The 22,227-nt window shown below is 68.4% G+C and carries 16 protein-coding genes and 1 tRNA gene; 5 read left to right on the top strand and 12 right to left on the bottom strand.

Annotation, left to right across the window (positions count from 1 at the left end; genetic code table 11):
• From A5789_RS04975 to A5789_RS04965, 3 genes are all read right to left on the bottom strand, one after another.
• Nucleotides 1-1,112, bottom strand: a 1,112-nt coding sequence (locus tag A5789_RS04975) for a PP2C family serine/threonine-protein phosphatase (RefSeq protein ID WP_064927145.1), incomplete at its 3' end; no start/stop codon positions are given.
• The gene (locus A5789_RS04970; protein WP_030516711.1) at nt 1,109-1,576 is read right to left on the bottom strand and encodes an FHA domain-containing protein; all 468 of its coding nucleotides are present in this window, start codon (nt 1,574-1,576) and stop codon (nt 1,109-1,111) included. The genes A5789_RS04975 and A5789_RS04970, both read right to left, overlap by 4 nt.
• Before the next feature lie 186 nt (nt 1,577-1,762).
• Nucleotides 1,763-3,217: a DUF3662 and FHA domain-containing protein gene (locus A5789_RS04965; protein ID WP_064904436.1), complete on the bottom strand. Its 1,455-nt coding sequence runs from the start codon at nt 3,215-3,217 to the stop codon at nt 1,763-1,765.
• 280 nt (nt 3,218-3,497) lie between these two features.
• Here A5789_RS04965 and A5789_RS04960 point away from each other — a divergent pair.
• A tRNA-Leu gene (locus tag A5789_RS04960) sits at nt 3,498-3,580 on the top strand.
• A 51-nt stretch (nt 3,581-3,631) separates the two neighbouring features.
• On the opposite strand, the gene A5789_RS04955 is transcribed toward A5789_RS04960, so the two are convergent.
• The gene (locus A5789_RS04955) at nt 3,632-4,597 is read right to left on the bottom strand and encodes an alpha/beta hydrolase (protein WP_063015292.1); all 966 of its coding nucleotides are present in this window, start codon (nt 4,595-4,597) and stop codon (nt 3,632-3,634) included.
• A gap of 109 nt (nt 4,598-4,706) precedes the next feature.
• Nucleotides 4,707-5,714, bottom strand: a complete 1,008-nt coding sequence (locus tag A5789_RS04950) for a GlxA family transcriptional regulator (protein WP_064904435.1) — start codon at nt 5,712-5,714, stop codon at nt 4,707-4,709.
• A 78-nt stretch (nt 5,715-5,792) separates the two neighbouring features.
• Here A5789_RS04950 and A5789_RS04945 point away from each other — a divergent pair, with 78 nt between their 5' ends.
• Complete coding sequence (locus A5789_RS04945) at nt 5,793-6,416, top strand: TetR/AcrR family transcriptional regulator (RefSeq protein ID WP_063015293.1); 624 nt, start codon at nt 5,793-5,795, stop codon at nt 6,414-6,416.
• 24 nt (nt 6,417-6,440) lie between these two features.
• Here A5789_RS04945 and A5789_RS04940 read toward each other — a convergent pair whose 3' ends face one another.
• Together A5789_RS04940 and A5789_RS04935 are read right to left on the bottom strand one after the other, a co-directional pair.
• A complete protein-coding gene (locus A5789_RS04940) occupies nt 6,441-6,779 on the bottom strand; it encodes a GNAT family N-acetyltransferase (protein ID WP_030516716.1) in 339 nt (112 codons plus the stop codon).
• A gap of 711 nt (nt 6,780-7,490) precedes the next feature.
• Nucleotides 7,491-8,483: a stage II sporulation protein M gene (locus A5789_RS04935; protein ID WP_030516717.1), complete on the bottom strand. Its 993-nt coding sequence runs from the start codon at nt 8,481-8,483 to the stop codon at nt 7,491-7,493.
• 147 nt (nt 8,484-8,630) lie between these two features.
• Between A5789_RS04935 and A5789_RS04930 the strand changes: the two genes are divergently transcribed.
• Nucleotides 8,631-9,470: an RDD family protein gene (locus A5789_RS04930; protein WP_063909557.1), complete on the top strand. Its 840-nt coding sequence runs from the start codon at nt 8,631-8,633 to the stop codon at nt 9,468-9,470.
• Between the two features lie 4 nt (nt 9,471-9,474).
• Here the strand turns inward: A5789_RS04930 and A5789_RS04925 are convergent, their stop codons facing one another.
• The 5 genes from A5789_RS04925 to A5789_RS04905 form a co-directional block, all read right to left on the bottom strand.
• Complete coding sequence (locus A5789_RS04925; RefSeq protein ID WP_064904433.1) at nt 9,475-10,767, bottom strand: DUF58 domain-containing protein; 1,293 nt, start codon at nt 10,765-10,767, stop codon at nt 9,475-9,477.
• A 4-nt stretch (nt 10,768-10,771) separates the two neighbouring features.
• Nucleotides 10,772-11,755 carry a MoxR family ATPase gene (locus A5789_RS04920; protein WP_063015296.1) on the bottom strand — a complete coding sequence of 328 codons (984 nt, stop codon included), beginning with the start codon at nt 11,753-11,755 and terminating at the stop codon, nt 10,772-10,774.
• A 10-nt stretch (nt 11,756-11,765) separates the two neighbouring features.
• Complete coding sequence (locus A5789_RS04915) at nt 11,766-12,800, bottom strand: DUF4129 domain-containing protein (RefSeq protein ID WP_064904432.1); 1,035 nt, start codon at nt 12,798-12,800, stop codon at nt 11,766-11,768.
• Nucleotides 12,797-13,705: a hypothetical protein gene (locus A5789_RS36295; protein WP_227462910.1), complete on the bottom strand. Its 909-nt coding sequence runs from the start codon at nt 13,703-13,705 to the stop codon at nt 12,797-12,799. Before A5789_RS36295 ends, A5789_RS04915 begins: the two co-directional genes overlap by 4 nt.
• Nucleotides 13,706-13,843: 138 nt before the next feature.
• Nucleotides 13,844-15,763 carry a DUF4407 domain-containing protein gene (locus A5789_RS04905; RefSeq protein WP_227462909.1) on the bottom strand — a complete coding sequence of 640 codons (1,920 nt, stop codon included), beginning with the start codon at nt 15,761-15,763 and terminating at the stop codon, nt 13,844-13,846.
• 284 nt (nt 15,764-16,047) lie between these two features.
• On the opposite strand from A5789_RS04905, the gene A5789_RS04900 reads away from it, so the two are divergent.
• Entirely contained in the window at nt 16,048-16,806 is a 759-nt protein-coding gene (locus A5789_RS04900; protein ID WP_156747628.1) for a chorismate mutase, read from the top strand.
• Between the two features lie 754 nt (nt 16,807-17,560).
• The gene (gltB, locus tag A5789_RS04895; RefSeq protein WP_064904431.1) at nt 17,561-22,213 is read left to right on the top strand and encodes a glutamate synthase large subunit; all 4,653 of its coding nucleotides are present in this window, start codon (nt 17,561-17,563) and stop codon (nt 22,211-22,213) included.
• Nucleotides 22,214-22,227: the final 14 nt, after the last annotated feature.

The following is a 22,227-nucleotide window of genomic DNA, read 5'->3' as shown; positions in this document are numbered from 1 at the left end:
CCGGCGCCGGGGCGCATGAGGGTGACCTTGTTGTGCGAGTCGACGCAGACCAGCTGGTCCACATCCTGAATCGAATAGCCGAGGACCGAGCCGGGCAGACCGCGCATGATCACCACGTTGCCGTTGTCGGCGCCCACGTAGTAGTTGCTGCGAATCATCTTGTAGCCCACCACGAGTCCGACCACGACGGCCACGACCAGGGCGACGGCCAGCGCGATCCAGCGGCCCTTGTGACTCTTGTGCGGCTCGGGCGGTTCCGCCGCGACCGCGGCCCGGCGAGGTGCCGCTCGGGGGGGACGCATGGCGGCGGCACGCCCGGCGGCGGTGTTGGGCGGCGGCGTGTCCTCGTCCTCACCGGAGGCCGCACCCGCCACGATGGGGTGGCTCTGGCCGTAGTCGAGATCGATCACATCGGCGACGACGACGGTCACATTGTCGGGACCGCCGCTGCGCAGGGCCAATTCGATGAGCCGGTCGGCCGCCTCGTCGGTATTGCCCTCGCGCAGGGTGTTCGCGATGGTCTCGTCGCTCACCACGTCGGACAGGCCGTCCGAACACAGCAGATAGCGGTCACCGGCGCGGGCTTCCCGGACGATGAGCGTCGGCTCGATCTCGTTTCCGGTGAGTGCCCGCATGATCAGTGACCGCTGCGGATGGGTGTGGGCCTGCTCCGGGGTGATCCGGCCCTCGTCGACCAGCGACTGGACGAAGGTGTCGTCGCGGGTGATCTGGGCGAGCTCGCCGTTGCGGAGCAGATAGGCCCGGGAGTCGCCGATATGGGCGAGGCCGAGCTTCTTGCCCGCGAACAGGATGGTGGTGAGCGTGGTGCCCATACCGTCGAGTTCGGGTTCCTCCTCGACCTGGTCGGCGATCGCGGCGTTGCCTTCGCGAATCGCCCGGTCGAGTTTGCCGAGCAGATCGTCGCCGGGCTCGTCGTCGTCGAGATGAGCCAGCGCGGCGATCATCAACTGCGAGGCCACCTCACCGGCGGCGTGCCCGCCCATGCCGTCGGCGAGCGCCAGCAGGCGTGCACCGGCATAGACGGAGTCCTCGTTGTTCGCCCGGACGAGACCACGGTCGCTACGCGCTGCGTAGCGGAGAACTTGAGTCACGATCGCAGCTCGATCACAGTCTTACCGACACGGACAGGGGTGCCGAGCGGAACTCGGACGGGGGTGGTGACCTTCGCTCGATCGAGGTAGGTCCCGTTGGTCGATCCTAAGTCTTCGACGTACCAGTCCTCGCCGCGCGGCGATAACCGTGCATGCCGGGTCGAGGCGTAGTCGTCGGTCAGTACCAGCGTGGAGTCGTCTGCACGCCCGATGAGCACCGGTTGGGTGCCGAGCGTGATCCGAGTGCCGGCGAGTGAACCCTGAGTCACCACTAGATACTTGGCGCCCTTCTGGCCACGGCTGAAGGATGGCAGCACCACCGAACCTCGGGTGGGTCGGGGCTGGATCCGAATGCCTGATGCCGCGTAGATGTCGCTGCGCAAGGTGCGAAGCACCGCCCACACGAACAGCCACAACAACAAGAGGAACCCCGCACGGGTCAACTGCAGGATCAGTCCCTGCACGGCGCTCCACCTCCTGTTCGACCGGTCCCGTAGTGGCGTTTCGTCCCCCAACCGGCGTGCTGGTCAGCACGGCCCGGCTGCCGAGCGAATGTTGGCAGCATAATAGGGCCGATGACCGGTTGCGATCACGATACGGGCGAGCGGTTTTCGCGCCCCATCGTGACCTGCACCGGCGAGCTTACGGGATCAGACGATTCGGATCAGGATCTCGGAATGCCCGGCCCGGATCACATCTCCGTCGGCGAGCTGCCAATCCTGGACGGGCGAGCCGTTGACCAGCGTCCCGTTGGTGGAACCGAGATCCGACAGCATCGCGACCTGACCGTCCCAGCGCACCTCGATGTGGCGGCGGGACACCCCGGTGTCGGGAAGCCGGAAATGGGCGTCCTGGCCACGCCCGATGATGTTGCTGCCCTCGCGTAGCTGGTACGTGCGGCCGCTGCCGTCGTCGAGGTGCAGGGTGGCCGAATAACCGGACCCTCCGCGCGCCGGCGGCGGGGCCGCTGCGTAGCCGCCCTGCTGTCCGTAGGCCGGCTGCTGACCGTAGGCCTGATCCTCGGCGCCGTAACCGCCCTGGTCCGCGTACCCCTGATCGGCATAGCCGGGGTCGGCGTAGCCCTGCTGGCCGTAGCCGCCCTGAGCCTGGTAACCCTGGTCGTATCCGGGGGCCTGGCCGTAGCCCGGCTGCTGACCGTAGTTCTGCTCCGGGTAGCCCTGCTGTTGCCCGTACCCCTGGTCGGCGTAGCCCTGCTGGCCGTAACCCTGGTCGTAGCCGCTCTGCTCGTAGCCGCCCTGTTCGTACGCCTGCTGCTGGCCGTACCCCTGGTCGGCATAGGCCTGCTGGCCGTAACCCTGGTCGTAACTGCTCTGGTCGTAGCTGCCCTGCTCGTAGCCCGGCTGACCGTAGGCCGCGCCGCCCTGCTGGTAGCCCGCGCCGCCCTGCTGGTAGTCGTAGCCGTTCTGGTAGTCGCCGCCGCCCTGCTGATAGTCGCCATAGGCAGGCTGCGATTCCGGCGCGGCGTACTCACCGGCACCGGGATACTGGCCACCCCGGCCGTAGTCGTCCTGATATTGCGGCGCGGGGCGGCCCCCCGGCGGGGGTGCGTACCCGCGGTTGCGTGGATCGGACTCCGCGGGCTCTCGGCTGGGGTCGTAGCCTGAGTTCTGCGTCATGGGGCCAGCTCCTGGTTGCGGGTGTGCGGGTCGTTGTGGGGGTCGTCCAGGTCGATCGGGCGGCCGGCGCGGCGCCGGGGGGTTCCGGCGGCCCGCATCCGGGTCGACCCGGCCGTGCGTCCTGAACTGTCCGGTGTGCAGCGTAGGGGATGTCTCGAATTCGACGTGCACTTCACCGTAGGTCTGCCACCCCTGATCGCGGATGTAGTCCTGTAAATGCTTGGCGAACGCGCGGGTGGTCAACTCGTGGTCTGCGTCGAGTTCCTGCAGGTCCGTGGGGTTGACCGTGATGACGTAGACGTTCGGGGCGAGCAGATGCCCGCCGTCGAGTTCGCTCAGGCGATCCGAGGCCTCGCGCTGCAGCGCCGCTTCCACCTCCTGGGGAACGACGCTGCCGCCGAAGACCCTGGCGAAGGCGTCACCGACGGCGCCCTGCAGACGTCGCTCGAAACGCGAGACGATGCCCATACCGGCCTCCCTTCGATGCCCGCCCTCGTTGCCTACGCTGTATGTCTACGTCAGCTGATCGGTCTGTGTCGTCCGGGCGTCACGATCCCGCGACACGACATGCCGATAGGGCGTGTCGTCGAACGGACACGGTCACTGCATGATATCCACGATCCTCCACCCCTGTAACTCACGACCGTCCACCCACGGTTCCCATTACCCGAAAATACTCGTCCGCAACCCTCGTGAGCAGGCGATTTCGTGCCGGAACCGAGCGCGTGATACTGTCTTCCAGTCGCTCGGGCGAGTGGCGGAATGGCAGACGCGCTGGCTTCAGGTGCCAGTGTCCTTCGGGACGTGGGGGTTCAAGTCCCCCTTCGCCCACAGAGGAAGAGCCGCAGATCGAATCCGATCTGCGGCTCTTCTTTTTGTGTGTCAGGCCGGGTACAGGGCCGCCCGCAGCACCGAAACCGCCTGGGCGACGGCTGCTTTCGCGGCGTTGGTGTCGTGCATGGAGTTGACCATGACGAAATCGTGGATGATGCCGCCGTAACGGGTCTGGACGACGGGGACGCCGGCGTCGCGGAGTTTGGCGGCGAAGGCCTCGCCCTCGTCGCGCAGGACGTCGGCCTCACCGGTGATCACCAGCGCCGGCGGCAGCCCGGCGAGCTGCTCGGTGGTGGCGCGCAGCGGCGAGGCCGTGATCTGGGCGCGGTCCGCTTCGCTGGTCGTGTACTGGTCCCAGAACCACCGCATCCCTTCCCGAGTCAGGAAGTAGCCTTCGGCGAACCGCTCGTACGACGGCGTATCGAAGTTGGCGTCGGTGACGGGATAGAACAGCACTTGCTGGACGAACGAGACGTCGCCCCGCTCCTTGGCCATCAGTGTCAGCGCGATGGCCATATTGCCGCCCACCGAATCACCGGCGATCGCGATGCGGGTGGTGTCGAGCCCCTTCTCGGCGCCGTTCGAGCGCACCCACTGCGCGACGCGGTAGGACTGCTCGTTGGCCACCGGGTAGCGCACCTCGGGGGAGCGGTCGTATTCGGGGAAGACGACGGCCGCGTGCACGCCCACGGCGAGATCGCGTACCAGCCGGTCGTGGGTGTGCGCATCGCCGAACACCCAGCCCGCGCCGTGGGTGTAGACGATGACGGGCAGGATGTCGGTCACACCCTGCGGCTTGACGATGCGAGCCCGCACCGACCCGGTCGGCCCGCCCTCGACGGTGATCCACTCCTCGTCGATCGCCGGCTTCTCGATCGGTGAATCCTGCACCGAATCAACGGCTTTGCGGCCCTCCTCGGGCGGCAGCTGATAGAGGAACGGCGGCTGGGAGGTCGCGTCGACGAACTCCTGGGCGGCCGGCTCGAGGGAGACGCCCAGCGGATTTCCGGTCATCGGGTTTTTCCTTTCAGCGGGTGTGCGGCTGCGAACAACGCGGCGCCCGACCAGTTTCCGCTGGTCGGAGGGCGGCGCGCCCCTCGCTACGGGACGCGAAAACACCGGATCAAGACACGGCGGCGACCAAGGGGGTCTCGCCGGAACCGGTCGAGCGGAACCGGCGCTGATATTTACTGGGCGATATCCCGAGCCGGGCGACGAACGCGCGGCGCATCGCCTCACTGCTGCCGTAGCCCGCGGCCATCGCCGCCTCGGTCACTCCGAAGCCGGCATGCAGCATGTCGCGGGCGAACCCGAAGCGGATGAAGGCGACGTACTCGGCGGGGGAGCGCTCCAATTCGGCGCGGAACAGTCTGGTCAGATGGCGCGGACTGACGTTGGCGTGTGCCGCCAGCGTCCGAACGGTATGGGGGAAGGCCGGATTCGCGCAGACGAGGTCGACGGCCTTGCGCACCAGCGGGCTGCGCGGCGCCGGCCCCGACAGCGAGGCCGAGAACTGCGACTGCCCGCCCGCGCGCTGCATGTACACCACCATGAGCTGGGCGATCCGGCGCGCGATGTCGGGGCCGAAATCCTCCTCGACCATCGCCAGCGCCAGGTCGACCCCGGCGGTGACTCCGGCCGAGCTGTAGAGGTTTCCGTCACGCACGTAGATGTCGTCGGCGGCCACGTCGATCGCGGGATAGCGCCGGGCCAGATGGGCGGCGAACTTCCAGTGCGTGGTGGCCCGGCGTCCGTCGAACAGGCCCAGTTCGGCGAGGACGAACGCGCCGCTGCACACCGATGCCAGACGCCGGGTGTTCCACGACAGTCGCCGTGCCGCTGCGAGCAGTTCGGGTGTGACGAATTTCGAGGGTGGCAGCTCACTGCCCGGGATCACGACGGTGTCGAAGGCGCCCGCGTCGGCTGCCGCGACAGCGCATTCGATCCGGGCGCCGATCGAGGTCTGCACACTGCCGCCGTCCGCCGATACCAGCACGACCTCGTATCCGGGGCAGGCTTGGTTGGCCTCGACGAACACCTCCGCTGGACCGGTGAAGTCGAGCATCTTGACGCCGTCGAAGACCAGAATTCCTACGCGCCGACGCGGTAGTTGAGCGAGTTCGAGGGCCATCCCGCCATCATTCTGGAGTGACGCCTCCAGAACAAGCTTTGTGGCCGGGGTCGCAGTGGGATTGATACGGTGGGCGCCATGGGGAGGCCACGACAGTTCGACGAATCGGCCTTGCTCGACGCCGCCACCGAACTGTTCTGGTCGCAGGGTTTCGAGCAGACGTCGGTCGAGGACGTCTCGCGGGCCAGTGGCATCGGAAACGGCAGCATCTACGCCGCCTACCGCAGCAAGCGCGGACTGTTCCTCGCGGCCTTCGAACGCTATTGCGAGGGCCGTGCTCGCCTGGTCCGGGAGGTGGTGACCTCGGCTCCCGGTTCGGCGCAGGCGGCGGTGCGCGCACTGTTCGAGGCGATCATCGACGACTGCGTCTCACAGCCCGATCGGCGTGGTTGCCTGATGCTCAACAGCATCGCCCAGCTCGGCTCGCGGCTGCCCGAAGTGATCAGCATCGGGAATCGGACCACCGCCGCCATGGAACGCGGTGTCGCCGAGCGGCTACGCCGCGCCGCCGAGGAATCCGGCGCCGAACTCGACGCGTCGACCCTGGCCGCCTACAGCGCCACTGTGGTGATGACCGCGCAGGGCCTTATCCAATTGAGCCGCTTGGGAACTCCCCTCGGGCGATTGCGCGATATCGCCGAGGTGTCGAGTCACAATCTGCCCGAGGCGTGGAACGTTCCGGTCGCGGACCGGGTGCGCTGACGGCATCGTTTCCGGGGACGGTCGTCAGCGGCCTCGCTGCGTGCGCACGTAGTCGACGGCGTCCTGCGTGACAGCGTCGGTGATGTCGGCGAATTCCTCGTGCTTCTGGATGTAGCCGGCCACGAACGGGCAGATCGGCACGATCCGCAAACCGGCCTCGCGGGTACGGTCCAGTGCCTGTGAGACCAGGGCGCCGGCCAGGCCGCGTCCGGCGAAGTCGGAGTCGATTTCGGTGTGGTAGAAGATCCGCTGCCCGTCGTGGTCGAGGTATTCGGTGAATCCGGCGAGCCGATCGTCCACGCTGATTTCGAACCGTTCCGCGGCCTGCGTGACGACCGGAGTGGGTTGCTGTTCGGCGGTCATGGGTCTCAGTATCGCGGTCCGGCAGGTCGGATACCCGCAGGTTCGAGCGAGGACGCGCGTGCCGGTGTGATCTTCGCCGCACTTTCGGCGGTTGACCGGTCGTTATTCGCTTCGGATATCACCGGTGAAAAAACGCCGTTCGAGTTCGCTGTCGAAATAACTGCGCAATTCAATGGAAGCGCATACCCAACCATCTGAGAATTACCTGACAGCAGACTTGGAAACTCCGGCAGTAACAAACTTGAAGTTGGTTTGCTGGCCGAGTGAGGTGGGTAAAGCCGGTCGGACGCAGGTCGATTGAGCCCCTGACCTGCAGTGATGACCAACAGGTGAGCAGCAGGCGACGCGCCGGGGAATCATCGCTGTCCGGGTATCCGGCACCGCGAGTAACGGCCGAATTGGCAGAAAAATCCCGGCTACCGGAGCGTTGCGGTATGCGTGGGACCGTTATTTCCGACCGCCCGCCAGGTATTTGCGAATGGTCTCCGGAGATGCTGTCGGACTGCGGGTTTCGGCTCGGTTACGGCCGGGCAGACGGAGTGTGCAGGAGGTTGCGCAGGGATAACGATTGTGTAGAGTCGACGGTAACGCTGGCCGCAGCTGAGCTGGACTCGCTGCGGCCAGTGGATCTCAAATCGGCACTCCGATGATCCTTCGAATCCCCGCCCTCTCGCAAGGGATTTTCTCAGCCTCAGCAGAACCGCCCCGGCGTTAGCTCGATATGCGCTCGCTCGCATCGGTCGCGGACCGCAACGCCGCGCGTTCCTGCACCGCTCGGCGCCCCGGGCCGAAGACGTAGGTCAGAAATCCGAGTTCGGCAACCAGCCCGACACCGATTCGCACCGGCGCGGGCCAGTCGGCGGGTGTGACGAAACCCTCGATCAGGCCCGAGACCAATAGGACCGCCACCAGCCCGAGTGCGATCGTCGCCGTCGCCCGTCCCTGCCGGGCCAGCGCCTCGGCGCGTGACGACCGCCCCGGCTCTATCAGCGTCCAACCCAGTTTCAGCCCCGCGCCGCCGGCGACGAAGACGGCCGTGAGCTCGAGCATGCCGTGGGGGAGCAGGAATCCGAAGAACGAGTCGAGCCGACCGGCATCCGCCATCAGCCCCGCGGAGACTCCGACGTTCAGTGCGTTCATGAACAGCAGATAGGCCGCCGGGAGAATCAGGATGCCGGTGAACAACGCGATGGCCGACACCCAGGCGTTGTTGGTCCACACCTGTGCGGCGAAGGCGTCGTGGGGATGTTCGGAGTAATAGGACTCGAAGCGGCCGCCGGGGGCTGTCAGCGATTCCGCGTTCGACGGCAGCCCCAAAGTCCTTCGCGCCGAACCGGAGCCGGACACCCAGATGCCGATACCGGCCGAGACGGCCAGAAACGCCGCCGCCACCGAGGCCCACCACGGCCACGCTCGATACACCGCGGCGGGGAACCGATGGGTGAAGAAATAGCCGATCTGCGACCAGGTGTCGGTGCGCGCGCCCAGCAGCCGTCCCCGGGCCCGCGCGAGTACCGCGCTCAGACCGTTGATCAACTCCGGATCGGGCGAATGTGATTGCAACCGCGCCAGCTGCTGGGAGGTGCGGCGGTACAGGGCCACGAATTCGTCGACCTCGGCGCCGCTGAGCCGCCGCTGCGCGGTCAGCCGGTCGAGCCGATCCCAATGCCGCCGCTGCGCGAACGAATAGGCGTCGACGTCCATCGGCTCCTCCTGTGCTCCTGCGGGACACCCGCACCCGACCGAATCGCCGCAATGAGCTGCGCTGGGTATCGCGGCGATTCTCCTGTGTCCGCCCGGTCCTCTCGAAGGCTAGTTCGCACGGGCCCGATTCGGGATACTGGAGCGATCATGGCCGATTTCACCACCGGGGAGGCCGTCTCCCTGCAGTTGCCGATCGCGCGCATCCCCACCCGGGCCGCGGCCTTCGCGATCGATCTGGTGCTGCAACTCGTGCTCGGCCTGCTGTTGTTGTCGGCCGTCTTCGCCGTGTTGTTCCGATTCGAACCCGACGGCGCGTGGGTCGACGTGGCCGTGCTGGTGACGATGGTGACCGTGCTCGTCGGCTATCCGGTCGTCAGCGAGACGCTGATGCGCGGGCGGACCGTGGGAAAACTGGCGCTGGGCCTGCGCGTCGTGCGCAGCGACGGCGGGCCCGTCGACTTCCGGCACGCGCTGACCCGCGGCCTCGCCGGCGCCCTCGTCGATTTCTGGAATCTCGGCGGGTTCGGCCTGGTCGCGGTGGTCACCTCGCTCTGTTCGCCGCGGGCGCGCCGGGTCGGTGACATCCTGGCCGGCACCGTCGTGGTGTCGGATCGGGCGCGAATTCCCATGCCCGCGCTGGCCACTGCCCCGCCCTGGCTGGTCGACTGGGTGGGCCGGCTGGATCTGTCCGGTCTCACCGAGGATCTCGCGCTGCCCGTGCGGCGGTATCTGACCCGCTTCCCGCAGCTCACCCCGCAGGTGCAGGCGGAACTCGGTGCGGCGCTGGTGATCGCGGTGTGCGATCAACTGCGGGTGGCGCCACCGGCCGGATATCCGCCGCTGCACATCCTCGGTGCGGTCATCGGGGAGCGGCAGCGCCGGATTCTGCCGCCGCCCCGCCTGCCCTTCTGGCCGATGCCCCAGCAGTGGGCGCCACCCGCCGGGCCGGCGCAGCCGTACGCATCGGTGGTCCGGCCGGGATCGTGAACGCTCAGAGGGCTCCGGACCGCTTCAGTTCCAGGTACTCGTCGGCCAGCGCCTCCGGGACTCGCTCCGGCGGTGCGGCCACCACGTCGATGCCCTGGCGCTGCAGGGTTTCTCGCACGATCGCGCGTTCGGTCAGCAGATGTTCGGCGGCCGCGGCGGCATAGACCTCGGCAGCGGTATCGCGACGGGTCGCGGTCGCCGCGATCTCCGGATCGGTGACCGACACCAGCAGCACCCGGTGCCGGCTGCTCAACACCGGGAGTACCGGCAGCAGATTCTCTTCGACCATCGCCCCGTCGAGACTGGTGAACCAGACCACCAGGCTGCGGCGGCGGGTGTGGCGAACCGCGGTGCGGACCATCGCCGGGGTGTCGGCATCCAGCAGCGCGGGCACGACGCCCGAGAGGGCGTGCATCAGCTTGGGCTGCACCGCCTTTCCGCGTGCGCCCCGGACTTCGGCGCGAATCTCGCGATCGAAGGCCAGCAGGTCGACGGTATCCCCGGCCGCGGCCGCCAGTCCGCCCAGCAGCAGCGCGGCCTCGACGGCGGTGTCCAGCCGAGTCTGCTCACCGAGCCGGGCGGCGCTGATTCGGCCGGTATCCAGCAACATCAGCACGTGGCGGTTGCGTTCGGGACGCCAGGTGCGTACCAGCACATCGGTGGCGCGGGCCGTGGCTCGCCAGTCGATGGACCGCACATCGTCACCGGCCACATATTCGCGGAAGGAATCGAATTCCGAGCCCGGACCACGCAGAGTGGCGACCGATCGGCCGTCCAGATGCTGCAGCCGTTTCACCTTGGCGGCGAGGATCCGTTCGGTCCGAAACGGCGGCAGCGCACGCACCGTCGCGGGCACGGTGCGACGGAACTGCCGCCCCGCCAGACCGAGCGGTCCGAACAACCGAACCGTGACCGGCCCCGCGATCCGATCGCCGCGGCGAGCCGGGCGGACGGTGGTGGCCAGCCGGGTGGTGGTATTCGGCGGCAGCTGCAACTGGTGGGTCTCGGCCGGTGCCTGCGCACTGGGCGGCCAGTCGTCCCACAGCCGCGCCCGCACCGCGCGGGCGCCGCGGTTCAGCACGGTGAGCTCGACGGTGGTGGTGTGGCCGACGCGGACGGTGGTGAGCGGAACCCGGGACAACTCGAGATCATCGGCGCGACAGGAGATCACGTCGATCGCGACGAGGAAGGCCAGCACACTCGTCAGTACGGCGACGCCGGCCCAGGACGGCAGCGCGACACCGACCACCACCGCAGCCACCGCCGCGCAGACCGCGAGCCGACCCGTGACGATCATTGCGCTACACCGGAACCGGGACCGCGGCCAACAGCGAGGACATCACGCCTTCACCGGTCACGCCGTCCAGTTCGGCCTCGGGACGTAACTGCAGACGATGCCGGAGAGCCGTCACCGCAACGGTTTTCACATCGTCGGGAGTGACGAAGGCGCGGCCGTTCAGCCACGCCAGGGCCCGCGCCGAGGCCAGCACCGCGGTCGCGCCGCGCGGGGAAGCGCCGTGCTGGACCGCGGGCGAGGTACGGGTGGCGCGGCACAGATCGACGATGTAGGCCAGCACCTCCGGGTTGACCGTCACCTGCGCGACGGCGGCCCGTGCCGCCGCGATATGCGCAGCTCCGGCGACGGGCCGCACGCCCGCTGCCTCCAGGTCGCGCGGGTCGAAGCCGGCGGCGTGGCGCTGCAGGATCCGGAATTCGTCGTCGCGGCCGGGCAGCTGGATGTCCACCTTGAACAGGAACCGGTCCAGCTGCGCCTCCGGCAGTGGGTAGGTGCCCTCCTGTTCGATCGGATTCTGGGTCGCGATCACCACGAACGGATCGGGCAGCGGCTGCGGGACGCCGGCCACCGACACCTGCCGCTCCTCCATCGACTCCAGCAGTGCCGATTGGGTTTTCGGCGGCGTGCGGTTGATCTCGTCGGCGAGCAGCAGATTGGTGAAGACCGGCCCGCGGCGGAAGGTGAATTCGGCCGAATGCGGATCGTAGATCTGGGAGCCGGTCACATCGCCGGGCATCAGATCCGGAGTGAACTGCACCCGGGTGTGGTCGAGTTCCAGCGCCGCGGCCAGGGCGCGCACCAGCAGCGTCTTTGCCACGCCCGGCACACCTTCCAACAGCACGTGGCCACGGCACAGCAGGGCGAGCACGAGGTACAGCACGGCGTGGTCGTTGCCGACGACCGCCTTGCCGATCTCGGCACGTACCTCGCCCAGCGCCCGGAGCGCCTGGTCGGCCGTGGGGATGTGGTTGGTCTGCGCCGTGGTCATCCGGTCTCCGTCATCCTATTTCCGATTCGATCCAGTCCAGTTGTGCCGCCACGTATTCCAGCGCCGAGTCGTCGGCGACGGGGCCGTAGAAGGCCGTGGCGATGCGGCCGGGATCGACGCCGATCCGGGCGCCGATCACCGCGCTCACCTGCTCCGGCGCGGCATCGGCGCGCAGATTCACCCGGCCGCGGACGCGTCGCAGCGTGGCCGCGCGCAATTTCGCCGCGACATGGTCGCGATCCTTGGTCCTGCGGTAGAGCGCGGCCTGACCCGCCAGCAGCTCACCGGCCGCCACCTGCACCGGGCGCGGCTCGCCGACCACGGCACCCCGGCGGCGGGCGCGCCACCAGACCACGACGGCGGCGAAGACCAGCGCCTGCAACCCGCCGTAGGCCAGCCAGGGCGGTAAGCGCTGGAAGATCGAATCGCTGCCCTCGCCCATGTCGGGCGGGCGGATATCCGGGTGATCGGGCGGCGGTGGTGAGTGCGGCTGGGTCGGTTGCGGCGGGGCCGTCGGCGCGGCGGCCAGCCGGAACAGCAGGTACCCGACGAGCGCGATGACGAGCGCGCCGAGCACGATGGCCCAGAAGCGCTTGTCGCGCACCAACTGTGGCAGCGGCGGCAAGCGGCGGCGACCGGCGCGCTTGCGTTCGGACCGCTGCTGTTCGACCGGGTCGGGCGGAGGAGGCGGCGCCAGCGAATAGCGATCGGCCGAGGTGAGGCGCTGATATTCGTCCGGAGTGGCAGTGCGGCCGCCGTAGACGATCTCGTCGAAACTGTGTGCGGCGTAGTCCAATTCGGCCGAGGCGTCCGGAAGCGCGTCCGCCGCGGCCGAGGCGGTCTCCCGGGCCGTGCGCGAACGCCGGACCTCGAGTACGCCGCCCTGTTCGAGTCCGCGTACGACGGCGCGGAAGCGTTCGCGCAGTGCGGTATCGAAGTCGTGGTGCCCGGCGGCGGATTCGGCCGCGGCCCGGTGCTGGGCGGCCGCTCCGAGCGTCGGGGGTGGCGGCGCCGCGGGCCGATCCGCGCGTGCGTCGTCGGTCACCGTGCCGCCTGCCCGGTGGATATCCGGATATCCAAACCCTCCCGGCCGCAACGCCTGTCGAGATACACCACCACGGCGGTTGCGGCGTCGACGGCCGCGGCGAACGCCGAAATCAGCAGCGCCGCACCGGACAGCAGAGTGACGACCGCCCAGCGATGGGTTCCGGAGATATCGGAGAGGAAGCCCAGAAGTCCCGCGACCGGCACCGCCAGCATCAGCAGCACGCCGCGCAGATAGAGCCACAGTCCGGCCAGCGGCATCACCCGTCCGGTGGCGAGCAGTTTCGCTCGCCGGACCGCCGCCGCGTACGGGGTCGATTCGGCGAACAGGACCGGCACGATCGGCCATCGCGTACCGCGCACCCGAGCCAGCCAGATCACCGCCGGAATCAGCGTGATGATCAGCGGCGTACCGAGCAGGAGAATGCCGACGCCGATCGCTGTGGAGATCACCTGGTTCAGCAGCAGCCGGCCGGACACCGGGAGTAGGCGCGCAGTGGCGGTGCGCGCGGTGATCGGCCGGTTGTGGACGACGGCCAACCCGATCGGCACGGTCACGCCCACTATCCACAGCCGCAGCACCCATGCACAGCAGGCTGTGGAAAGGATTGCCGCCCAGGCGGTTCCGGCGCTCGAATCGTCGGTCGCGAGCGACACCAACGCGGTGACCCCGACGACGATCCCCAGGGCCGCGGCCAGACCCGCACCCGCCAACCCGGCGATCGGCCGGATCCGATGCTGCAATACCGCGAAGGGCAGGTCGGCCAACTCCCGCCACGTCAGCGGTCGCACCGGGATGCGTTCGGCGTCGTCTCCACCGCCGGAGTCGCGGTCGTCGGCACCGCGCGGCGGCGCCACGCGGTGGGCGGACGATCGCCCCTCCCGATCGGTCACGACTGGAAACACGGGCCGAGTCTATCCACGGACCGGGACGTATGACGGTTATCCGATCGGCCACCCGGCGGGTGACGCAACCGGGTGGATATGACCGGTTCGGCCGAAAACCACGTGACCGCGACGCCTGGGGCGTCCGGTCGGGTTCGGTCAGTCGCGGCCGGAGCCGGGCGGCAGTTCGCGGGGGGCGCGGTAGCCGAGTTCGGTCGTCTCGCCGGCGGGCAGTTCGCCGTATCGGCCGGATTCCGGCAGATCGGGGTGCGCGGCGGGATTCCGGTGCGGGAGGGCCGCATAGCGCGCGTAGCGCGGGTCGTGCCGGTAGGCGGCATAACGCGGGTCGTGCTGATAGGCGTCGTACGGGTACGAAGCGGTGACCTGGGCGTAGGGCGCATCCGGCAGCGGGTGGCCCGGATGTCCGTAGCCCACCGCCGGATCGAGCGAATCCTCGGAGTTCACCGTCACCTTGCGGGTGCGTTTGAGGGTGAAGGTGATCTCCTCCGCCTCCTCGAAGACCTGACGGACGGTCCGCAACGGTGCGACCGCGGTGTCGATGGTCCGATCGAGCGCGGTGGTGACGAATCCGGGGACCAGCGGACGGATCCAGCGCGCGGCGGTATCGGTGAACGGCACCGTGCCGATCACCGGAAGTTCCAGCCCGCCACCTTTTTTCGCGTCCTCGCGCGGGGCGGGCACCGCGGCCGGCGAATGCGGCGCGAGGCCGGCCGAGGGCAGCTGTGCGGGCAGATTCCGTGCGGTCACGGTCGCCTCCTGTGTCGAGTCGGTTCGGGCCGGGGATTCGGCGGCGGGCAATGCGCCCGTGGTCGGGGAGGTCGCGGATGCGGTCTGCGCACCCGGCGGAAGGGCGGCCAGCGCCTCGAATTCGGCGACCGCCCGGCGCTGCGGTTCGGTGATGCCGATTTCCAGGTTGCCGATCGCCGCTATCACGCGTTTGCGCTGGCGCTCGCGGTCGATGGCGGTATCGGCGTGCAACGCCAGTTGCGCGGTGGCCACCCGGTGTTCGGCCCGCTGGACGGCGACCGCGGTATCGGCTTCCCGCTCGGCGCGGTCGGCTTCGGCGCGCGCGGCCACGGCGCGGTCGAACGACGATTCGCCCCGCCAGGAGCGCAGCACCAGCGGCAGCAGGGCGAGGAGAACCCCGATCGCGATCGTGAGCAGGCGCAACAGCAGCGCACCCAGATGTCCGGTGGTGTAGTCGTTCATGGCCAGCCAGCGCGCGCCGAGACCACGGTCTCCGGTGTGGAAGGCGGCGGTGCGGGCCTGCTCCAGGGCGCTCTGGCGGGTGGCGATCTCCGCGTCCACGGGCTGGACGCGCGCCTCGGCGGTGTTGAGCCGTCCGCGGGCATCGTCGAGCATCGCGTTGGCGGTCTGTGATTCCGGACCCCGGCCGGGCACCCCGGTGATCTTGGTCTGCGGGCACTGCGGCGTCGGGTGGTATTCACAGCGGGCGACGACGAGGGCCTGATCCAAATCGGCCTGCGCCTGGGCGATGGTCCGGGTGAGTGCGCTGCGTTCGGCAGTGGCTCGGTCGAGCTCCGTGCGGGCGGTGACCACTGTCGCGGCGGAGTCGGCGTCGCGGCGGGACCGATCGTCGAGCGTGCGGTCGACGGATCCGGCGAGAATCACCGTGCTCGCCAGCTCGGCCACCAGGACACCGGTGATCACGGCGACCGCGATCCGCCCGATCCGCTCGGCCCGGCCGCGACCGGCGGACAGTGGCGCGGTGGCCGAGGCTCGCGAGATCGCGCCGACCAGCAGTGTCGCCGGCAGCGCGACGACCGCCACGACCGCGGCGGGCCAGTGCGCCGCCACACCGGCCGCCGCGACGACGATCCCGGACAGCACCGCGAACAGCAGCACCACCCCGCCGGTCACGGCGTACGTCGATCCCTCGTGCCGGTCGCCGCGGCCGGCTTCGGCGCCACCGAGCCAGGTCAGCGCCGCGGCGGGGGACCGCCTCGCTCGCGATTCTGTCGTGCGGGAGCCGGACCCCGAGGGTCCGGATGCCGAACTTTCGGTGGGGGACTGTTCGAAGACGTGGGGATCGGTCAACGGATTCACATCCTCTGGGTCCCAATCGTTGTCGCCACCGGGCGAAACGGTCGTTGCATCGTGGTCCGGGCGGTGGTGTGCCCCCGCGCGCGAGCGGGGCGGGCCATCCGCCGAGCGCCGCGGTCGCGCGCAATCAGGTTCAGAGTGACAGGCCGAGCGAAGAACCACCGAGCGCGGCGGCATCGATGTGGTGAGCCTCACAGACGGCTGCGGAGCGAAACCCTACTCTCGGGTAGGGCGGCACCGATCGACACGATGGTGCGGCGGTGACAGGAGGGCGGAACGTGCGAGCGACCCGGGGAGTCGGTATTCATCGGATCGGGGGAGGACCATATGCGGGCGAAACCGGCGATCCGGTGGTCGACACCGACACCGGGGCGCTGTCGCGATTCGATCGTCACCACGCGCGCCGGCGTACCCGTCTCGTCGCGGCCGCCCTGCTCGTCACCTCGGCATTCGCGATCGTGGCGCCGATGACCACCGAACGAGTACTTCCGCAGGCGCAGGCGGCTCCGGCGGAGGAGGGCCGGTCGGCACTGAGTCCGCTGGTGGAGTTGGTGCTGCGCCGCCTGAACACCGCCGATGCCGTCGCCGCCGCCAAATGGACCGCCTCGCAGCGGACCGGGCAGCCTCCGGTCGTCGACGATCCGGCGCGCGAGGCGCAGGTCTACGACGCGATGGCCGCGGCCGGCACCCGGTCGGGGCTGCCGCAGGACTGGGTGCGGCAGGTGTTCGCCGGACAGATCGAGGCCAACAAGACCGTGCAGTACGGACTACTCACCCGGTGGCGCTTCGATCCGGCGGCCGCGCCCACACCGGATGCGTCGGATCTGGCCGCCGTGCGGCCGGTGATCGACGAGGTCAACAGCGAGATCCTGAATCAGCTGGCGGCTCACCGCACGGTGCTTACCGCACCGGATTGTGCGCAGCAGCTCGCGGCCGCGGTGTTCCCGGTGCTGACCTCGGGCCGGGTGGACGCGCTGCACGGTGCCGCCCTGGTCCGCGCGACCGTAACGCTTTGTCCCGCAACGGATGTGAAATAAACCACAGTCATTCTCGATCTTGGTTTGCCGAGAATGTGCTGAACTCCACATTCGCAAACGATGCCGTACGGTCCGCACATTGGCGTGGCTTGTCGCTCCGGTATCCGGAATGTCTCCTCCGGGTGTCCGGAGAGTTAGCCGCCTTACACCCCGGTTTGCCGCCGCCGCGTACGGGGAAATCTGTTTCGACGCAGGTGAGAGCGTTGCGCAGGACTGGGCTCCCAGCTCGTGACCGATGCCCAGGCGCTATCGACGGCAGTGGCGAACGCGACTCAGCGATCCGCGCCGCCTGCTTTACACTGGAGAACGCGCAGGTAGTGGAGGACCGATGTAGATGCCCAGGTAGACGGAGTATTTAGCACAACCTAAGTTGGTTGGGCTCCGGTCCTGACTTATCGTTTGCTCTAAGTGTCGGACGCGAAATGTCCGACTCGTCGCCCGGACTCGGCCACGAGCCGCAAGCATCAGCCTAGCGGGCGAGCACGGCGCGGTGGGTAAGGAACTCCTCAGAGTTCCGCTACCACCGAGCACCCGACTACGAAACCGAAGCGGGTGGACAACTGGAGAGTTTGACTGCACGGGATGACCATCAGCGCCGCTGGTCGCCGCAACGTCCGGACGCAGTCTAGGCGGAGGCGTTTCGACGAGGGCCATCGGAAGAAGGCATCGAAATCGAAGGCCTCTTCGTTGAAGGCGCCTATTTCTTGAAGGCAGAGGCATGACGCAACTTCCTGGCCACCGCGGCGAGCCGCGAATGGGACACCGGTCACCTGGCCGCACTGGTCTTTATGACCCGGCGAACGAGCACGACTCCTGCGGTGTCGCGTTCGTCGTCGACATGCATGGCCGTCGTAGCCGCGACATCGTCGACAAGGCTATTACGGCACTGCTGAACCTGGAGCACCGTGGTGCTGCGGGTGCGGAACCCAACTCCGGTGACGGTGCGGGCATCATGATCCAGCTTCCTGACCGGTTCTTCCGGGCCGTGCTGGCGGAGAATGGTGCCAACTTCGAGTTGCCGCCGGAAGGCTCCTACGCCACCGGTATCGCATTCCTGCCGCAGGCCCGCCGCGAGGCCGCCCGCGCCTGCTACCGGGTCGAGAAGATCGTCAAGGAAGAGGGCCTGGCCGTTCTGGGCTGGCGCGAGGTTCCGATCGACGAGTCCTCCCTGGGTGCGCTGTCGCGCGACGCCATGCCGACGTTCCGTCAGCTGTTCATCGCCTCGCCCGCCGATGCCGCCGAGCAGCTCGGTGGTATGGATCTGGAGCGGCGTGCCTACGTCGTGCGCAAGCGGGTCGAGCACGAGCTCGGCAAGCAGGGCGCCGGCGAGGGTGCGGTCGGCCGCGAGACCGTCTACTTCCCGAGCCTGTCCGGCCAGACCTTCGTCTACAAGGGCATGTTCACCACCCCGCAGCTGCGGGCGTTCTACCTGGATCTGCAGGACGACCGGGTGGAATCGGCGCTGGGCATCGTGCACTCGCGCTTCTCGACTAACACCTTCCCGTCCTGGCCGCTGGCCCACCCGTTCCGCCGCGTCGCGCACAACGGTGAGATCAACACCGTCACCGGTAACGAGAACTGGATGCGCGCGCGTGAAGCGCTGCTGAACTCCGAGATCTTCGGCACCGACAGCGAGGGCAACAACCGGCTGGAGAAGATCTTCCCGGTCTGCACCCCGGGCGCCTCCGACACCGCGCGCTTCGACGAGGTGCTGGAACTGCTGCACCTCGGTGGCCGCAGCCTGCCGCACGCCGTGCTGATGATGATCCCGGAGGCCTGGGAGCGGCACGAGTCGATGGACCCGGCGCAGCGCGCCTTCTACCGCTACCACTCTATGCTGATGGAGCCGTGGGACGGTCCGGCCTCGGTGTGCTTCACCGACGGCACCGTGGTCGGCGCGGTGCTGGACCGCAACGGTCTGCGCCCCTCCCGCATCTGGGTCACCGAGGACGGCCTGGTCGTCATGGCCTCCGAGGTCGGCGTGCTCGACATCGAGCCGTCGAAGGTGGTCCGCAAGGCCCGTCTGCAGCCCGGCCGCATGTTCCTGGTCGACACCTCGCAGGGCCGCATCATCAGCGACGACGAGATCAAGTCGCAGCTGGCGGCCGAGCAGCCGTACCAGGAGTGGCTCGACGAGGGCATCACCAAGCTCGCCGAGCTGCCCGACCGTCCGCACGAGCACATGTCGCACGACCGCGTGCTCATCCGTCAGCAGATCTTCGGATACTCCACCGAGGAACTGAGCCTGCTGATCTCGCCGATGGCCAAGACCGGCGGTGAGGCGCTGGGTTCGATGGGCACCGACACGCCGATCGCCGTGCTGTCCTCGCGTCCGCGTCTGCTGTTCGACTACTTCGCGCAGCTGTTCGCCCAGGTCACCAACCCGCCGCTGGACGCCATCCGCGAGGAGGTCGTCACCAGCCTGCGCAGCACCATCGGCCCTGAGGCCGACCTGCTGCATCCGGGTCCGGAATCCTGTCGCCACATCACGCTGACCCAGCCGATTCTCGACAACGACGAGCTGGCCAAGCTCGTCCACATCAACGACGACGGTTCGCGGCCCGAGCTGCGTTCGGTGGTCGTGCGCGGCCTCTACTCGGTGAAGAAGGGTGGCAAGGGCCTGCGCAAGGCACTCGAGGCGATCAACGCCCAGGTGTCGGCCGCCATCGACGGCGGCGCGCGGATCATCGTGCTGTCCGACCGGGAATCCAACGAGAAGCTGGCGCCGATTCCGTCGCTGCTGCTCACCGCCTCGGTGCACCACCACCTGGTGCGCGAGCGCACCCGCACCAAGGTCGGCCTGGTGGTCGAGGCCGGTGACGCCCGCGAGGTGCACCACATGGCCATGCTGGTCGGCTTCGGCGCGGCCGCGATCAACCCCTACATGGCCTTCGAGTCGATCGAGGACATGCTCGAGCGCGGCGCGCTGGAGATGCCCGGCAGCACCGGCGACAAGGCGGCGGACTACGCGGCGGCCGTCAAGAACTACAACAAGGCGGCCGGCAAGGGCGTACTGAAGGTGATGTCCAAGATGGGCATCTCCACCATCGCCTCCTACCGCGGCGCGCAGCTGTTCCAGGTCGTGGGTCTGTCGCAGGAACTCTGCGACCAGTACTTCACCGGCCTGACCTCGCCGCTGGACGGCATCGGTCTCGACGACATCGCCGCCGAGGTCGCCGCCCGCCACCGGATCGCCTTCCTGGAGAACCGCACCGAGCGCGCGCACCGCGAGCTCGAGATCGGCGGTGAGTACCAGTGGCGGCGCGAGGGTGAGTACCACCTGTTCAACCCGGACACGGTGTTCAAGCTGCAGCACGCGACCCGCTCGGGTCAGTACTCGATCTTCAAGGAGTACACCAAGCTGGTCGACGACCAGTCCGAGCGCCTGGCCTCGCTGCGCGGCCTGTTCAAGTTCAAGACCGAGGGCCGGCACGCGATTCCGGTCGAGCAGGTCGAGCCCGCCAGCGAGATCGTGAAGCGCTTCTCCACCGGCGCGATGAGCTACGGCTCGATCTCCGCGGAGGCGCACGAGACCCTCGCCATCGCGATGAACCGCCTCGGCGGCCGTTCCAACTCGGGCGAGGGCGGCGAGTCGCCGGCTCGCTTCGAGCCGGAGGACAGCGGCGACTGGCGGCGCAGCGCGATCAAGCAGGTGGCGTCGGGTCGCTTCGGCGTGACCGCGCACTACCTGACCAACTGCACCGACATCCAGATCAAGATGGCCCAGGGCGCCAAGCCCGGTGAGGGCGGTCAGCTGCCCGCGCACAAGGTGTACCCGTGGGTCGCCGAGGTGCGGCACTCGACGCCGGGTGTCGGCCTGATCTCGCCGCCGCCGCATCACGACATCTACTCGATCGAGGATCTGGCCCAGCTGATCCACGACCTGAAGAACGCGAATCCGCAGGCTCGGATTCACGTGAAACTTGTCGCGGAGCCGGGTGTCGGAACGGTCGCGGCCGGTGTGTCGAAGGCTCACGCCGACGTCGTGCTGATCTCCGGCCACGACGGTGGTACCGGCGCCTCGCCGCTGACCTCGCTGAAGCACGCGGGCGGCCCCTGGGAACTCGGCCTGGCCGAGACCCAGCAGACCCTGCTGCTCAACGGTCTGCGCGACCGCATCGTGGTGCAGGTCGACGGCCAGATGAAGACCGGCCGCGACGTGCTGATCGGCGCCTTGCTCGGCGCCGAGGAGTACGGCTTCGCGACCGCTCCGCTGGTGGTCTCCGGCTGCGTCATGATGCGCGTCTGCCACCTCGACACCTGCCCGGTCGGCGTCGCGACCCAGAATCCGGTGCTGCGTCAGCGCTTCACCGGTAAGCCCGAATTCGTCGAGAACTTCTTCATGTTCATCGCCGAAGAGGTGCGGGAGCTGCTGGCCTCGCTGGGTCTGCGCTCGCTCGACGAGGCCATCGGCCGGGTCGACCTGCTCGACACGACCAAGGCCAAGGAGCACTGGAAGGCGAGCAAGCTGGATCTGTCGCCGATCCTCGACGATGTCGAGACGGCGTTCATGTACCAGGACCGCCGCTGCACCAAGACTCAGGACCACGGTCTGGACAAGGCGCTGGACAACCAGCTCATCGCTCAGGCGGCGGATGCGCTCGAGCGCGGCAAGCCGGTCAAGTTCGAGACCAAGATCACGAACGTGAACCGCACGGTCGGCACCATGCTCGGCCACGAGGTGACCAAGCTCTACGGTGGCGCCGGCCTGCCCGACGACACCATCGACATCACCTTCACCGGTTCGGCGGGCAACAGCTTCGGCGCGTTCGTCCCGGCCGGTATCACCCTGCGGGTGTTCGGTGATGCCAACGACTATGTGGGCAAGGGCCTTTCGGGCGGACACCTGGTGGTGCGGCCGTCGCTGAACGCGCCGGAGTCCTTCGTCGCCGAAGAGAACATCATCGCGGGCAACGTGATCCTGTTCGGCGCCACCAGCGGTGAGGCGTTCATCCGCGGCGTGGTCGGCGAGCGGTTCTGCGTGCGTAACTCGGGCGCCACCGCGGTGGTCGAGGGCGTGGGTGATCACGGCTGCGAGTACATGACCGGTGGCCGGGTCGTCATCCTCGGCGAGACCGGGCGCAACTTCGGTGCCGGTATGTCGGGCGGTATCGCCTACATCTACAACCCGAACGGCACGTTCGAAGCCAACCTCAACACCGAGCTGGTGGATATCGAACAGCTCGAGGGCGAGGACTTCACCTGGCTGCGCGACGTCGTCGCGAGCCATCGCGACGCGACGGGTTCGGCAGTGGCCGAACGCATCCTGAGCGATTGGTCGCAGCAGGTGAACCACTTCGTGAAGGTTATGCCTCGCGACTACAAGAAGGTATTGCTCGCTATCTCCGAGGCTGAGAAGGCCGGGCGGGATGTCGACGAGGCGATCATGGAGGCCGCACGTGGATAACGTGAGACGCGTGC

The sequence above is a fragment of the Nocardia sp. 852002-51101_SCH5132738 genome (assembly GCF_001665695.1).
Classification (GTDB): Bacteria; Actinomycetota; Actinomycetes; order Mycobacteriales; family Mycobacteriaceae; genus Nocardia; species Nocardia nova.
The sequence above is the reverse complement of the archived record's forward strand: the minus strand, read 5'-3'. Positions and strand labels throughout refer to the sequence as shown.

Bases quoted from the DNA above. Each gene is read 5' to 3' on its own strand.
- A5789_RS04965 (WP_064904436.1), bottom strand. From the start codon at position 3,217: ATGGGCATCGTCTCGCGTTTCGAGCGACGTCTGCAGGGCGCCGTCGGT.
- A5789_RS04955 (WP_063015292.1), bottom strand. From the start codon at position 4,597: ATGACCGGAAATCCGCTGGGCGTCTCCCTCGAGCCGGCCGCCCAGGAG.
- A5789_RS04950 (WP_064904435.1), bottom strand. From the start codon at position 5,714: ATGGCCCTCGAACTCGCTCAACTACCGCGTCGGCGCGTAGGAATTCTG.
- A5789_RS04945 (WP_063015293.1), top strand. From the start codon at position 5,793: ATGGGGAGGCCACGACAGTTCGACGAATCGGCCTTGCTCGACGCCGCC.
- A5789_RS04940 (WP_030516716.1), bottom strand. From the start codon at position 6,779: ATGACCGCCGAACAGCAACCCACTCCGGTCGTCACGCAGGCCGCGGAA.
- A5789_RS04935 (WP_030516717.1), bottom strand. From the start codon at position 8,483: ATGGACGTCGACGCCTATTCGTTCGCGCAGCGGCGGCATTGGGATCGG.
- A5789_RS04930 (WP_063909557.1), top strand. From the start codon at position 8,631: ATGGCCGATTTCACCACCGGGGAGGCCGTCTCCCTGCAGTTGCCGATC.
- A5789_RS04925 (WP_064904433.1), bottom strand. From the start codon at position 10,767: ATGATCGTCACGGGTCGGCTCGCGGTCTGCGCGGCGGTGGCTGCGGTG.
- A5789_RS04920 (WP_063015296.1), bottom strand. From the start codon at position 11,755: ATGACCACGGCGCAGACCAACCACATCCCCACGGCCGACCAGGCGCTC.
- gltB (WP_064904431.1), top strand. From the start codon at position 17,561: ATGGGACACCGGTCACCTGGCCGCACTGGTCTTTATGACCCGGCGAAC.